This is a genomic window from Acidovorax sp. GW821-FHT10E04 (assembly GCF_059415185.1).
The window spans coordinates 847,283-860,501 of the sequence record NZ_JBWKMT010000002.1; the positions used below are offsets into that span (position 1 = coordinate 847,283).

Sequence of the window (13,219 nt, forward strand, 5' to 3'; positions counted from 1 at the left end):
ACGTGACTACTCGGTAAGTGAATTACCGTTTCTACGTCTCAACTAGCATGCTGTGTGATGAAGTCCGCGTCCGCAGATGTCTGCTTTAGGCTGTGAGCCGCTTGTGGGCCGCCTTCCCATGAATGACGGCTGCCAGGAAGAGCAGATACTTCGGAGCAACCGGGCTCGCCACTCATATATCTGAAAACCTGATGCAGCCAGCGTGGTCAACAGCCCAAGCATTCCGATACAGTCTATTACATGGCAAAAGTCAATGCCACCACTGGCCGTTTCCTGACCAATGCAGGCCGCGCCGGATGGTGACTGCGGGCATGCCCCATCAACCCAGCCGCCAGAGACAGAGGAAACAGGAGACTTCGAGTTGCAACCGACACCGCCCATGCCACCTCCGTCCAAACAGCTGCAGACCGATACGCAAGCTCTGCCCGTCGATGCAACTGTACTTTTCGTAGCGCTGCAGTATCAGTTGCTCGTGGCCGTAGAACAGTGCCACGACCTCGTGCCCGGAGAGTGCCTGTGGATTGAAGCCATGGGCGATGTCACCGTGCCGGGCAAGACGCAGATCGAGGTCAAGCACTACCGTGACAAGCTGACCGACAGCCACCAGAACTTCTGGAACACGATCCGGAACTGGCTGCATGAGCGGTTTGACCGCAGCAACTACAAGTCCCTGGTGCTTCTGACGACTCAGGAGTTCGGCGCCCAGAGCCGCCTCAAGGACTGGAACATCCTGACCGCTGTGCAGCGGCTCGAGCGCATGCAGGAGATCGGCAGCGACGGGGCTGGCGCACCGCAGACGCAAATGGAGGAGCCACCCGAGCCGCAGGACGAGGCCATCCAAACTGCTGAAACTACGGCCCGCAAGCCGTCCAAGGCGCGGGCACTGCAGCAGGAGGTGTTAGCGCCCGAGAGCCGCGCGGCGCTGATGGAGGTGTTGGAACGCATGCTCATCATCCCGGGCGAAAACGCCCTGCCAGAGCGCATCGACAGCTACAAGACCCGCTACCTCAAAGCCATACGACCGTCGCTGCAGCGACAGTACCTGGACGACTTGCTGGGCTTCATGTTCAGCACCGAACTCGTCCTGAACGGCTGGAAGATCACCCACGAGGCGTTCACCGCCAAGCTGACGGCTCTGAACTCCTCGTGCATGAAGCATCCGGCAGAGTTCCCTTTGAGAGATCTTCGGCCGCTGGAAGAAAAAGTCGATCTCGACGAAATCAGGCCCATGCTCTTCGCCAGGAAAATCCTCGAGATCGAGGGCGAAAAATATCTCAAGCACGCGGCCCTGCACCGCCTGTTTGCGCAGGACACGATTTCCGGGCTTTTCAAGGATCAGATTCCCATCAAGCCTTCGCTCGACCTTTACCTCCACAACCACCGCAGCAACCATTTTGTGGAGCGAGAAGCGGCCATTCTGGATTGCGACGAACTGCAGGATGACGCGGCCCTCAAGAAGGCGTCACTCAAGTTCTACCTGGCACGTCTGAAAGCTTCGACGGAACCTTTTTGCGCCATGGCCAACACCATGCCGGAATTTCGCAATGGCATTTATCACATGCTGGCAGACGAGACCCCTGAAAACAAGGACGATGAATTTCACTGGAAACTCTGGGAATGACGGATACCGCCGCCGATCATCTCTATACCCTGCATCGCAACGCCTTTGCGCTGGCGCCGGTGATCCAGAGCTACTACCTGAACTGGGAGCCGATGGAGAAAGACATCCTGTTGAGCTATCTGGTTCTTCCCCTGGTGTCGTTTCCCGCGATGCAGGAGTATTTGCATACCGCCAATCGAACCAGCTCGATCCGGACCATGACATCGGACTCTTCGCGACTGGTCGGTCTGCCGCTTCGCATCTCGGAATATGCGCCCATCACCAACAAGGCTCTGTTGATACTGCGCGCGGATGAAAGCCTTCAACTCAACGAAGACCTGTCAGTTCTCGCCAGCGAAAACCGGCAGTCGGAAAATGCAGACCCCAAGATGCTGCGTTATGCGCGTCAGCTCGCCATGGTATTCAGGAATGAAAGCGTCGTGACCATTTATAGAATGCTGGGATTGAAGTCGCTATGAAATGTTATGTCCGATATATCGGCGTGATCGACCAGGAGAATGAGACGCACAGCGTGAGGTTCAAGCAAGGCTTGAATATCATTACCGGCAAATCTTCGAAGGGCAAAAGTGCCATTCTCGACATCTTCGATTACTGCATGGGCAGCTCAGAAGACACGATTCCGCAAGGCATCATCACCCAGCGGGCGAAGATATTTTTCACCGTATGGCGCTTTTCGGGGATGGCGGTCGTCGCCGGCCGCAGAGCAGACAACGCCAACCAATGTTTCCTGCGAGAAGTCAGTGGCGAGCAGGCCAGGCATGTGCTGGCCTACGTCAAGGACGTGGACAACCTCTTCACCGCGCAATACCAGCTTAGCCGGATCGAATTCTCCAAGAGCCTGGGGCGCTACTTCGGCGTCACCATGGACGACATCGACACCGACCCGCTGCAGAAGCAGCTCATGCGTCAGAAAAGCCCGACGCCTTCCATCCGCAGTTTTGCCTCGTTCATGCTCCAGCATCAAAACCTGGTGGCCAACCGGCATGCGATCTTTTACCGCTTCGACGAAAAGCGAAAACGCGAACAGGCCATCGATCACTTCAAGATCTTCATGGGGATCGTGGGAGAGGACTATTTCGACCTGGCCAAGGAACTCGCCGAAGCAGAAACCGAGCTCAAGCGTGCCCTGGCCGTCATCCCCAAGCAGGAGCAGATCAAATCGGCCGGCATCGGAGAGATGGCGGGCTACCTGCGTGAGTTCCACGCCCTGGCGGGCACGCCGCTGACAGAGTTGACCGCCGAAGAAATCTGGATGCGGCCGGAGCAGGCCCTGGAACGCTTGACCGGTATCGCCGTCACGGTCGATGGGCAGTCCGATACCTTCGATGCGACCCGCAAGGAACTGCGTACACGCAAGGCCGAGCTCATGGCCGAGATCCAGAAGGCCCTGAACACGCGCTACCTGCTCGACGTCTCGACACAGCAAGTCGAGGGATTCGCCGATGCCATGACGGATCTACCCATCCCGAAGGCGACCCATCTGGACCATGCCGTGTGCCCGGTCTGTGCGTCACCCTCGGAAGCTGCCGAAGATGAGGCTAACAGACTCTCCGCGGCCATCCACTGGCTCAACGGTGAGCTCAAGGTCTCGGCCTATGCCCGCGAGGGCTTCGGCCAGGAGCGTCGAGACATCGACGAGCAACTCAAGAAGGCGCGCCAGGCCTTGCGGCAGGTCGAAAGCACACTGCGTCCACTGGACCAGGAGGCCGACCGCCTGCAGCGCTCGAAGTCTGTCGATGCGGCAGCGCAGAAAGCCAAGATCAAGCTAGAAATCGCCATTGAGCGCCGCATCGAGAGTCCGCCCACGGAAACCACGGAGTTGGTGAAGTTGCTCCAGGACCGAGTGGCGGACCTGAAATCGAAGAAGGCTTTGCTCGATGTCGCGCCCAGGCTGTTGGCCTTGCAACGCGACATCAACCGGCGCCTGGAGATCGTCGGCACACATTTCGACTTCGAGGACTCCTACAAGAATGGATCCCTGAAGTTCGACATCGATTCCTTCGACCTATGGCATGAGACACCTGGGGTAAACGGCTCGCCGGAGAAGAAAGTTTTCCTGCGGTCGATGGGCAGTGGCGCGAACTGGCTGTATTCGCACCTGACGCTGTTCCTGTCCCTGCACTACCAGTTTGCGGCCTACGCCGACTGCAAGCTGCCGCCCGTGCTGTTTCTCGACCAACCGACGCAGGTCTACTTCCCCTCCGCCGATTACGGCAAGGAATTCAATGCAGCCCAATTGCGCGCGCACCAGGACGACACATCCGCCAGCGCGCCCGGCACCCCGCAGTCCGAAGAGACTGCGGACGAGCCCGCGACACGCGCCGCGAACTCGCCTGTGGACACGCACACACGCATCTCGACGGCCGATGACGACTTGAATACCGTCGCCAAGATGTTCACCGTCCTGGCCAAGTTCTGTGATGACACGGCACAGGAGGTTGGCAACAAGCCGCAAATCATCGTCTGCGACCATGCCGACAGACTGGAGCTCGGCGAGGGCTACGAATTCGAGGACTTCGTCGCCGACCGCTGGCGTGACCGTGGCTTCATCGCGACGTGACCCTGCAGCAGGCCCAGGCCTACATCGGCCCGCCCGCATCGCCTGGATGGACCTGGCGGGCTTTGTCCTGGTGGCTTACTGAGCCAGTTCCAGACGGAAATCAACACCCAGCCGTAACGGCCCAATCAACTGGCGAGCTTTCATTTCGGCTGCGTGAACACTAGGGCAGGTCTGAGCAGGTCACCCATTGAACTCGGGTGTCGGGTTTCGCATTCGATGCAGACGTTGGAGGCACCGAGGGCGACGACGGCAATCGCTGCAAAGCGTAAGTCAATCGCCTTTGGCTACGGGTATGGACCACCAAAAATCGCCAAAAAATGAAGCCCGAGATAATCGGTCCACACGCCCTAGGGCGTGCAGACCAGACTTACTGTCCAGGGCGTCTCGATGAGGTACGCTGACGCCAACTGTCAGCCGTAAGACGACCCTACAAATTCTCGGCCACCATCCATCCATTGTCCGTCTTGATCATCTGCCGCTCGCCTTCGATGGAAGTCTCCACCCCGGCGTAGTAGTCGTCAGACGAACCTTTGCCATCCATCACCGCCCGGTACAGGATCCCCAATGGCTTTCGAGGGTCCCGATAGCCAAAACACGCCAGCGGGATCTCCGGCTTGGAGGGCTGGGCATACGTCCGGACATTGCCCGAGTTGGTCGCGTACAGCAGGTTCGCGGCCCGGTCTGTGTACTTGTCAAAGACTCCGTTGGATGCTGAAAGCCACTCCTTGCCGAGAGCCTCTTTCTGGCTGTACAACTCGCGCATTTCCGCACTGTGCTTTTGCCTGTCGCCAATGAGGTAGCCCCGCTCATCCTCCTGAGCCAAGTACTTGTCCTGTGCAGCTTTGCGCACCGCATCGACGGCGTCTATCTGCTCTTTGTAGCTGCGATCGAGCTCCACCATTTCCTTCTCATACTCAGAAAACAGTGCTGACGCAGTGCGGAACTTCTGCAAATCCTGAGCCAACTTGCCCTCGATCTTCACCTTGACGGTGGCGGTGAATTTCACGTTGGCAAAGTTCTTGTTATCCGAGTTCGGAAAAAACGTGTTCGTGATCTGCGCGTTGTCGACGCTTGCATATTCGCAGGCCTTTTGCAGCTCACTGGTCATCGAGCTTGCAAGCTCAGACCCCGATGGGCTGTTGGAGCATGCCGCCAGCAAGCAGGCCAGACCACAGAGAGATAGTTTTGTTTTCATGGTGATTGGATGGGGTAAAAGTGAAGTGGGCGGTTTTATGAATGAAAGGGAAGGGCGGGGCAGGCATCACAGCCCGTTTTCCTTGATGCACTGAATCACAGCGGCTGCGAACGCCACCTGGATCTTTCGGTGCTGCTCCGTACCCAGGATTTCTCCAAAATCGATGCCGTCGATCTTGTGGGTCGCGTTCACCTTTTTGTAGGCACAAGAGCAGTTCTCGCGGCTGGCGCCCATGCTCACGCAACCCCCCACAAACGCCCGCTCGTTCTTGGAACTGCAGGCCGACAGCGATGCCGCGAGCAGGACTGCCACGGCGGTGGTCCTGACCATTGCTTCAAATCTCATAAGACACTTTCTTTAAGAGCGGGCAGGGGAGGGGACGGCCTGCAGGGCCACTCTGTCCTTCCCCTGCACGTACGGTGTGATCTACCCCTTGCCGATGGCCAGGCGCACCAGAATCCACAGCACCAGGAAACCGACCATCTCCCAGGAGCTGAAGATCAAGAAAAACAGATACATCCCGAACAGCGTCAGGATCACGCGGGCGATGAAAGCCATTGGCGGTCCTCGGTAGGCTGGCAAGTACTCCAGGCACTACGAGCTCATCAGCACCGCCACAAAGACCAAAACCACAATCCCCGCGATCACAGGGCCCAGACTCGGAAACAAGGCAACCGGCCACAACACGCCTTGCCCCAGATGGAACGCAAAGCTGCGAAACGGCTCCGGACCCCAGAAATGCGCATAGACCGCGTACAGCAGTCCGACCAAGAAATACCCCGCGATCAAGATACGACCGAGCTTCATTGCAACAACTCCCTCAAAATGGAACGCCCTGCGCTCCGTGGTTAAAAACAAAAACACTTACGGATCAGCTTGCAATTGAGATGCAAACTCCGTAGATACAAATAAAGCAGAACCGCATCCTTGCGCGGTGCCTGCCAAACCCACTCCACCCACACGGCTGCCCGATCCGACCAACCTGCGCGAAGTCCTCGCGTACTGGGTGCGGCTGTTGCGTGTGCAGAAAGAATGGTCTCAGGAGCGCCTGGCCCACGAGTGCGACCTCGACCGCACCTATGTGTCGGCCATCGAGCGCTGCAAGTGGAACGTCTCGCTGTCCAACATCGAGCGCCTGGCCCATGTTCTGGGTGTCGCACCGTGGGCTTTGCTCAAGCCGCCCGAGGTGCCAGTGCCCGTCAAGCGCCGGACGAGCCAGGCACAGGCCCAGTAAAAGGCCGGAGCCAGCAGCGCTTCACTGTCCAACCAATCTTTCAGCTCAAACCGCCATCCATCCTCCTCTTGGGTTTGTGACATTATGTGATGCAAACTCATCAAATCAACGCAGCCACAGGGCAGCGGTTGACGCCACCGTGGCAAAGTTGGCAGGAGTGCGGTGCCGGCGCAGTGATGCCCTTCGGGGAACCGGGGCCCTATCAGGTTGCTACCATTGTGCTACCCACCGACAACACTCCGCTGCAAGCCCTTTCCGAGACATGCCCCCGAATCCACCTGCCACTGTCAACCGCTGCGGCTACTGCGGCGCCAGCAGCTACCACCGGGTGGTTGCGCGCGACGAGACGGGCGCCATGCGCTACACCGAAACCCTTCAATGCACTGGATGCGGCCGTGAATTCACCGATCTGCAGGACTGGCGTCGGGGCGGGCAGGCGGCACAATCCACTGCTGCGGCCCAATAGCTGTGCCTGAGCCGGAGCGTTGAGGCCGACCGCCACACCCCTCTGACTCGTTGCCATCGTCGCATTCTTCTTCTTCGTTTCCCTGCTATTCCATGCCCAGCTACTCCGAACTCCTTGCCCAGAAAAAATCCCTCGACGCGCAAATCGCCCAGGCGCAGAAGGAAGAATCCGTGCAGGCGCTGGCCACCGTCCATGAATTGATCGCGGAGTTCGGCTTCACCGCCCAGCAGGTGTTCCCCTGGAAGCCTGTCCCCAAGAAGGTGGCGGCCAAATACAGGGATCCCGGCACCGGCGCGACCTGGTCCGGCCGGGGCAAGCCGCCCCAGTGGATTGCAGGCAAGGACCGCGACAACTTCGTGATCTGATTGCCTGTTCAAGGGCGGTGGCCTGAGCAAGGCGGAGCCCACTGTTCTGATGTCAACACGAACATGACCCCCGACCCATCGCCCCCAGAAAAGACGGGCCCCGACATTCAGCGCGATGTCCAGCGCCTGATGGGACGTTGCCTGATACGCATCCAGCAGTACGAAATGGCGCTGAAGGCGATGTTGGCGCACCACGAGTTCGCTGGGACCGCGGAGACCCTGCAAGCCCAGCCCGCGCTCCGCGCAGAGAAACTGTCGGGTCAGACCCTCGGAAACCTGGTCAATCAGATGTTTGAGTCATTCGTGGTCCCTGAGGGCTTCGAGCGCGATCCGCTGCCCGACGACAAGACGCCCACCGACCGGATCTCCTTCGCGCACAGCTTCCGGATGGCGATGCCTCCTGAACACTGGGCGCAGACCAAGGCTGCCGTGAAGGACCTTGTGTCCGCACGCAACGAACTCGTGCATCACTTCCTGTCGCGGTTCAACCTGTGGGAGGAGCAAGGGTGCGTGGATGCCATGACCCATCTGCAGAAGCTCTACACGCGCATTGATGCCCACTATCAAGCGTTGAGAGCGTGGATGGTTGGTATGGAAAACGCGCGCCAAGCCGCGGCTTCCTTTATGCAGTCCGAGGTCTTCCAAGACTTGCTGATCAATGGCATCAACCCCGATGGCAGCTTTGAGTGGCGAGATGCCGGCATCGTGCGGGCGCTGCGCGAAGAGGTGCGAGCCCTCGCGGGGGAAGACTGGGTTGCTTTCGATATCGTCAAGGCGCGGATGCTGGAGCGGCATTCTGATCAGACGCCGCAAAAGTACCGCTGTAGCAGTTGGGCCCAAGTGCTGAATGAATCCGGTGAGTTCGAACTCACATACCGCCGTGATTCAGACACAGCACCCAAACAGGCCTGGGTGCGCTTGCGTTCAGTGAGCCCGCCACGTAGCGGGATCAACGAACGCAAGCCCCTCGGGCGCAGTGCAGCAACACCACCCCCAGCGGCCCAGGCCACAGAGCCTGATTGAGCAAACGAGCGTCACTCACAATAGCGCAGGCGGATGAACAACCACTGCCGCGATGAGCAGCCCACACTCCAACCCCCCATCCAGCGTGCGGGCCGTCCACACCGGCCGAAACAACCCCACCCGGCGTGCCTCCGTATGGTCCGGATGAGCCCCATGCATGAGATGTTGGTTGTGCCCCGACCCCCAGACCGGCGGCACTGTGGCATCCAGCACCAGCAAGGCCGAAGCCTCAGTTGGCGCATGAACACTCTGCACATGCCAAAGCTCTTCCACGCCGACCACAAGCATCCAGCGTGAAGGCGGTGCAGCCATGCGGAGTGCGTCGTGCTTGCACCGGGGCAGAGACTGCCACTGCAGCAACACCAGGCCACCGGCCGACGCGGCATCCAGGCACTGCGTCAGCAAGGCCAAAGGTTTCTGCTCCCAGACCAGCTCCACCCGAAACCCCGCAAGGTGCCTCCGGGCATGGCGCCACATCGCCGCTGCTGAGACCACTGCAGGAACCGCAACGCGCTTCCCCGTGAGCAAGGCCACCGCTTGCTGCAGTGTCGCTGTCCCCGTGCGGTGGGGATGGACTTGCGAGCGAACCAAGGTTCCAGGCAGTGCCACGCCGCCCGTAACCTGAGCCGTGCTGCGCCGATAGCTGGGTGCTGTCTCCATCACCAGCCCCAAGGCATACCGACGAACCACGCCCTCATGCGGCGGCATGGGCAGCGCCAGGATCACCGGTTGCAGGAACACGCGCCGCCATGGCTTCCTGCCGCCGGTTCAGCTTGCTGCGCAGGGAGATGGGGCCTGAGGTGTCTTTGGCTCGCTGCGGTGACGCTACCGCGCCATCGCCATCTGTATCGGATTCTGGATAGAACTCCTCCAAGACGCCCAACCCTTCTTCCTCCGACTCTTCGAACTCCCCCAGCGCCAAGCCTTGCCGCGCCGCGTCATCCAGCGCCGCCTGGTCCAGCCCCAGCGCAGCCTGCTGCACCCGCTCCTGCCGCGCCAACGCCACGACCTGGGCCATGCTGCTTCCCGCTCTCAGCGTCAGATCCACGTAGTAGATCGGAGTGCGGTGCGACAGCGTCGTGGACTTCCCCCGCAGCCGAAGCTCCAGTGGCAATCCCGCCAGCAACCCACCCGAAACCGCAAACAGATACCGCAGGCGTGCCGACAACGTCCGGATACTGTTGAACCCCGTGGTCCGAAACACAAAGCTGCCCAGTTCATCGCCAGCCGTGCCCGCCTCGGTGCTGCCATCAGCCTCCACCCGCACATGAAGCCGCCCATACGGCTTGCAGTTCCCATCCTGGGCCAGTGCACACACCGCAGGGGAAGGACAGGGCAGGGACTGCATCCCCGACAGGGTCACTCGCTTGCAGTTCTCCCCATCTCCCACACACAGGGGCCGTCCCGTGGCCCGGTCAAACATCGTGTAGTTCGCCCTGAGGCTCAGATCCGGGTCATCAAACAGCAACCGCACCGGAATGCTGCGCAGCTTGGCCCCAGGCTCCTTGCGCAATTGGGCATCCACCGGATGTGGCACCCACCCCTCCTTGTTCTGAACCTGGCTGGTCAAGGTGAACTCATCGTCCTTCTCTGGAAGACGACGTCCTGCCTTCTCCACCACCCGCCCAATCGCAATGCGCCCGATCACGGGCGGTGTCAAAGCCAAACCTTTGAGCATGTGAATCTCCTTGTTGAATGTGAATGCACCCCAAAAGCACAACGGGCCTCACCGTCACCGATGAAGCCCGTCTGGGGAATGCGTGTATGAAATGAATGACCTGTGGCTCTGACCACCCACCTCAGGTCTGCACCAGAAACCTCCGACTCCCAGGTTTGGGCACCGTGTAGGCCTTGACGATCTCCGGCTGCTCCTTGGCCAGCCGCGCTGTATCGAGCTGCGTCCCATCCCGGCTGCGCTTGAAACTCACCTCCCCACCATCGAACACCGCTCGGGAGGCATCCCCCATGCGCTGCTGAATGGCTTGCTTGAGCTGGGCTTCCAGGGCGATGTTGGTTGCCAGCACCTCCCGCACCGCCAGCAGGTCCGAGAACACCGCCCCCATCACCAGGTCGTTTTGGAGGTTGAGGGTGAACCTGGTGTCCCGGGGATAGAGCGCCCGCAAGGCCCGGTCTGCCGACTCCGACCCATCGGCCGGAGGCTGCCGGCCCCGCTCCACATAGCCCCAGAACTCCCGCTCCAGGGTGATGAGCTGGGCAATCAGCTCCTCGTCCCGCTCGATCCTAAAAATCTGCAGTTCCTGGCCTCCAAGCAACACAGCCACATCCGCTGCCTGTTTGCCCGTCACGGCCAACTGGTGCTGGACTTGCAGCTGCACATACTCCGGCACCCCATCCCGCCAGAGCCAGGCCCCCTGAATGCCTGCGGTCTTGCACTCCAGCAACTGGACATCGGGAGCTCCCAGCACCTCCCGGTCGATATTGGCCAGCATCCAGGGAAACTCAGGGTGCTGCAGCACCGCATTGATGCGCCGTACCCGATTCCCTGTACGGCGGGTGTAGTGCGCCGCCACGATGGGTTCCAGCAGCGAGCCCCAGTACATCGGACTCAGATCGTCCGCACCCCCATCGCCCGGCGGGGCCGTGGGGACACGTCCGGTCTTCTCCATCCACAGCTCCAACTGCGACTGGTAGGGATTGAGCCCCACCGCAGCTGCCGCATCGGAACTGCCAATGCCACCCTTGCGCACCTGCAACCACTGACCGCGATCCAGGTCCTGGGTCTTGACCAGCCGAAGGGCAGGGCGGGGACGCGATGACGCCTCAGACCCTGGTGAAACAACAGGACGAACCATGCTGACTCCTTGAAGTGAAAACAACAACAACGACAACCACCACGCCACACCGCCCTCCAAAACAAAAGACCCCGGTCCATCGAAGGAGCCGGGGCCTATGCCGTGAAGGGTGATGGTGGTGAATGGGTAAAACGCAAAGAACGGCAGACACCGTCATGACGCCAACTGCAAAGCCTGCTCCAGCGCCCGCTGCTTGAGCGCAGCGCCCTGGCCAAACCAGGCACTGTCCAGGCGGTATTCCTGACTGCGCGCGCGGCGCTCGTGGTCCACGAACTCGGTGACGGCGCACAGCAGTCCCCAGGCCGTGCCCTTGGCTGCGGCCAGCTCTGCGCCCCGGCCCTGGCCCTCGTACATGGCCTGCACCTTCTTGAGGGCACGCTCATTGGTGAGACCTGCAGACGCATCTGCATGCCCATCCGTCTGGCACAGGACCTTGAGGAAATAGTTCATGGACTCATGGCTCTTGACCTTGCGCTCGGACAGGGTCTTCATGCGGTACATAAAACCGTCCCATTGCGAGACGGCAATGCCCAACTGCTTCTTGACCGCCTGCGCATCAAAGCTGGTGCTGTGCGGCACCTTGATCGCACTCGACGTTCCCGACAGGGCAATTGACAAGGTGTTGTTGCAGACCACGCGCACCGTCGTCGGTGTGGCCGTGGTCGCCAAGGTCCCGTCGCAGGAAGTGGCCAGCAGCAGATAGCCGTTGACCACATCATTGCCCTTGAGCGCCGAGGACTTGCCGGTACGGGCCAGGGCCCAGAACTTGCGCCCAGCCTTGAGAACCCCGGCCGTCTCCAGTTCATACCCTGAAACTTCCGTCAGATCCCGATAGAACTCCAGCACCTGCTGGGGCTGAACCACCTGATAGCGGGCACTGACCACCGACAAAGGTGCCTTGGTATCGCTGCGGTACAGCACCTTCTGGTCGGGAAACTCCATGGGCTCGGCATACAGCGCGGAGACGGAAGAGGCGGCGCTACTGCCCGTGCCAGGCTCTGTCGCCATGTAGCGCACGGGGGCCTCACGGATGGTCCAGTCCATGCCAGCTTCTCGGGCCCAGACATCGATGGGTTGTTTGGCGGGCAGTTGCTGGCCCAAGTTGTGCCAGGGGGTCTCGCCGACATAGGCCATGGTTTGAACGAGGTGTGCCATTGGAATGCTCCTTAAAAAATGAATGAAAAGAGAACGAGGGGAGGGAAGTGAGAAAAGTGACAAGCCTGAAGAGCGCGATAAGGGCAAAAAGGCGAACGCTCAGGCGTACGGATCCCGGAAGCGGTACCCGCACTCCAGGCATTGGTGGTTCTTGAGACAGTTCTGGTCGACGGCCTTGCCGATCTGACTGCCGATCTCGCAGCCGACGGCGCCGCCGCTCAGGCCGCCCATGGCGGCCCCGGCGACGGCACCGAGGACGGTTCCTGCGGGGCCGACAAGCGAACCATAGGTGGCGCCGAGTGGGGCGGTGCGCAGGGCGGCTGCGGCGCCGCTGGCTGCACCGGCAACAGCACCGATGGCGGCGCCTGTGGTGCGGCCGCGGTCGAGGGTTTCGATGCGAGGGGATTGGCATTGGGGGCAACTGGGCACGGGGAATCTCCTTGGGTTGTGTGATGTGAAGGACGGAAGAACGACGGAACGGACGGACAAAGAAAAAGCCCCGGGTGCTGGGCACGCGGAGCTTGGGGGAGGGACTGCGGATAGTTCTGGCGCTACCGCGACGGCATAGCGCCCGGCAGCGCTGCTGGGGCGTGCCGGGTGGGGAGGGGGCTACTTGAATCGATGGTGAAACTGAGGTTCAACTCGCAATGGTGATATGTGATTGAAAGTATTTGGGATCGACCAGAGAGTCTTGGGGAAGCCTTCCAACTCGGCTAGTTGCGTTAGGGAGCAGCGAACTAGCTGACTGCATTCCTCAGTGGCCTGAAACTGGCCGGCAGCGTGAATT

At 60.5% G+C, this 13,219-nt stretch carries 15 protein-coding genes; 6 read left to right on the forward strand and 9 right to left on the reverse strand.

Translation table 11 applies throughout. From position 1 onward, the window contains the following. The first annotated feature begins 379 nt into the window (after window positions 1-379). The 3 genes from AC07OC_RS08980 to AC07OC_RS08990 are packed head-to-tail and all read left to right on the forward strand — an operon-like array spanning window position 380 to window position 4,181. Entirely contained in the window at window positions 380-1,621 is a 1,242-nt protein-coding gene (locus AC07OC_RS08980; protein ID WP_494600901.1) for a hypothetical protein, read from the forward strand. Beyond that, entirely contained in the window at window positions 1,618-2,079 is a 462-nt protein-coding gene (locus AC07OC_RS08985; protein WP_494600903.1) for a three component ABC system middle component, read from the forward strand. The genes AC07OC_RS08980 and AC07OC_RS08985 overlap by 4 nt, the downstream gene beginning before the upstream one ends. Continuing rightward, on the forward strand, window positions 2,076-4,181 hold the full coding sequence (locus AC07OC_RS08990; protein ID WP_494600905.1) for a DUF3732 domain-containing protein: 2,106 nt from the start codon (window positions 2,076-2,078) through the stop codon (window positions 4,179-4,181). The genes AC07OC_RS08985 and AC07OC_RS08990 overlap by 4 nt, the downstream gene beginning before the upstream one ends. Window positions 4,182-4,608: 427 nt before the next feature. Here AC07OC_RS08990 and AC07OC_RS08995 read toward each other — a convergent pair whose 3' ends face one another. From AC07OC_RS08995 to AC07OC_RS09010, 4 genes are all read right to left on the reverse strand, one after another. Continuing rightward, window positions 4,609-5,376 carry a hypothetical protein gene (locus AC07OC_RS08995; RefSeq protein ID WP_494600907.1) on the reverse strand — a complete coding sequence of 256 codons (768 nt, stop codon included), beginning with the start codon at window positions 5,374-5,376 and terminating at the stop codon, window positions 4,609-4,611. Window positions 5,377-5,442: 66 nt separating this feature from the next. Further along, window positions 5,443-5,721 (reverse strand): hypothetical protein, encoded by a 279-nt coding sequence (locus tag AC07OC_RS09000; protein ID WP_494600909.1) that lies wholly within the window; start codon window positions 5,719-5,721, stop codon window positions 5,443-5,445. An 81-nt stretch (window positions 5,722-5,802) separates the two neighbouring features. Continuing rightward, window positions 5,803-5,934: a hypothetical protein gene (locus AC07OC_RS09005; RefSeq protein ID WP_494600911.1), complete on the reverse strand. Its 132-nt coding sequence runs from the start codon at window positions 5,932-5,934 to the stop codon at window positions 5,803-5,805. A 36-nt stretch (window positions 5,935-5,970) separates the two neighbouring features. Further along, on the reverse strand, window positions 5,971-6,183 hold the full coding sequence (locus tag AC07OC_RS09010) for a hypothetical protein (RefSeq protein WP_369642083.1): 213 nt from the start codon (window positions 6,181-6,183) through the stop codon (window positions 5,971-5,973). Between the two features lie 127 nt (window positions 6,184-6,310). On the opposite strand from AC07OC_RS09010, the gene AC07OC_RS09015 reads away from it, so the two are divergent. The 3 genes from AC07OC_RS09015 to AC07OC_RS09025 all read left to right on the forward strand — a co-directional run bounded on the left by AC07OC_RS09015 (window position 6,311) and on the right by AC07OC_RS09025 (window position 8,464). Then, window positions 6,311-6,610 carry a helix-turn-helix domain-containing protein gene (locus AC07OC_RS09015; protein ID WP_494600912.1) on the forward strand — a complete coding sequence of 100 codons (300 nt, stop codon included), beginning with the start codon at window positions 6,311-6,313 and terminating at the stop codon, window positions 6,608-6,610. Window positions 6,611-7,168: 558 nt separating this feature from the next. Beyond that, complete coding sequence (locus AC07OC_RS09020) at window positions 7,169-7,441, forward strand: H-NS histone family protein (RefSeq protein ID WP_494597097.1); 273 nt, start codon at window positions 7,169-7,171, stop codon at window positions 7,439-7,441. A 63-nt stretch (window positions 7,442-7,504) separates the two neighbouring features. Further along, on the forward strand, window positions 7,505-8,464 hold the full coding sequence (locus AC07OC_RS09025) for an OST-HTH/LOTUS domain-containing protein (RefSeq protein WP_494600914.1): 960 nt from the start codon (window positions 7,505-7,507) through the stop codon (window positions 8,462-8,464). A gap of 15 nt (window positions 8,465-8,479) precedes the next feature. Here the strand turns inward: AC07OC_RS09025 and AC07OC_RS09030 are convergent, their stop codons facing one another. The 5 genes from AC07OC_RS09030 to AC07OC_RS09050 all read right to left on the reverse strand — a co-directional run bounded on the left by AC07OC_RS09030 (window position 8,480) and on the right by AC07OC_RS09050 (window position 12,861). Continuing rightward, window positions 8,480-9,205 carry a hypothetical protein gene (locus AC07OC_RS09030; protein WP_494600916.1) on the reverse strand — a complete coding sequence of 242 codons (726 nt, stop codon included), beginning with the start codon at window positions 9,203-9,205 and terminating at the stop codon, window positions 8,480-8,482. Next, window positions 9,159-10,142, reverse strand: coding sequence for a recombination directionality factor (locus AC07OC_RS09035; RefSeq protein WP_494600918.1), 984 nt, complete (start codon window positions 10,140-10,142; stop codon window positions 9,159-9,161). Before AC07OC_RS09035 ends, AC07OC_RS09030 begins: the two co-directional genes overlap by 47 nt. Window positions 10,143-10,263: 121 nt before the next feature. Next, window positions 10,264-11,277 carry a YqaJ viral recombinase family nuclease gene (locus AC07OC_RS09040; protein ID WP_494600920.1) on the reverse strand — a complete coding sequence of 338 codons (1,014 nt, stop codon included), beginning with the start codon at window positions 11,275-11,277 and terminating at the stop codon, window positions 10,264-10,266. A 153-nt stretch (window positions 11,278-11,430) separates the two neighbouring features. Then, window positions 11,431-12,432: a DUF932 domain-containing protein gene (locus AC07OC_RS09045; protein WP_494600922.1), complete on the reverse strand. Its 1,002-nt coding sequence runs from the start codon at window positions 12,430-12,432 to the stop codon at window positions 11,431-11,433. 99 nt (window positions 12,433-12,531) lie between these two features. Continuing rightward, entirely contained in the window at window positions 12,532-12,861 is a 330-nt protein-coding gene (locus tag AC07OC_RS09050) for a hypothetical protein (protein WP_494597088.1), read from the reverse strand. Between the last annotated feature and the right edge of the window lie 358 nt (window positions 12,862-13,219).

Bases quoted from the DNA above. Each gene is read 5' to 3' on its own strand.
- AC07OC_RS09010 (WP_369642083.1), bottom strand. From the start codon at position 6,183: ATGAAGCTCGGTCGTATCTTGATCGCGGGGTATTTCTTGGTCGGACTG.
- AC07OC_RS09040 (WP_494600920.1), bottom strand. From the start codon at position 11,277: ATGGTTCGTCCTGTTGTTTCACCAGGGTCTGAGGCGTCATCGCGTCCC.
- AC07OC_RS09035 (WP_494600918.1), bottom strand. From the start codon at position 10,142: ATGCTCAAAGGTTTGGCTTTGACACCGCCCGTGATCGGGCGCATTGCG.
- AC07OC_RS08995 (WP_494600907.1), bottom strand. From the start codon at position 5,376: ATGAAAACAAAACTATCTCTCTGTGGTCTGGCCTGCTTGCTGGCGGCA.
- AC07OC_RS09000 (WP_494600909.1), bottom strand. From the start codon at position 5,721: ATGAGATTTGAAGCAATGGTCAGGACCACCGCCGTGGCAGTCCTGCTC.
- AC07OC_RS08985 (WP_494600903.1), top strand. From the start codon at position 1,618: ATGACGGATACCGCCGCCGATCATCTCTATACCCTGCATCGCAACGCC.
- AC07OC_RS08980 (WP_494600901.1), top strand. From the start codon at position 380: ATGCCACCTCCGTCCAAACAGCTGCAGACCGATACGCAAGCTCTGCCC.
- AC07OC_RS09020 (WP_494597097.1), top strand. From the start codon at position 7,169: ATGCCCAGCTACTCCGAACTCCTTGCCCAGAAAAAATCCCTCGACGCG.
- AC07OC_RS09025 (WP_494600914.1), top strand. From the start codon at position 7,505: ATGACCCCCGACCCATCGCCCCCAGAAAAGACGGGCCCCGACATTCAG.
- AC07OC_RS09045 (WP_494600922.1), bottom strand. From the start codon at position 12,432: ATGGCACACCTCGTTCAAACCATGGCCTATGTCGGCGAGACCCCCTGG.
- AC07OC_RS09005 (WP_494600911.1), bottom strand. From the start codon at position 5,934: ATGGCTTTCATCGCCCGCGTGATCCTGACGCTGTTCGGGATGTATCTG.
- AC07OC_RS08990 (WP_494600905.1), top strand. From the start codon at position 2,076: ATGAAATGTTATGTCCGATATATCGGCGTGATCGACCAGGAGAATGAG.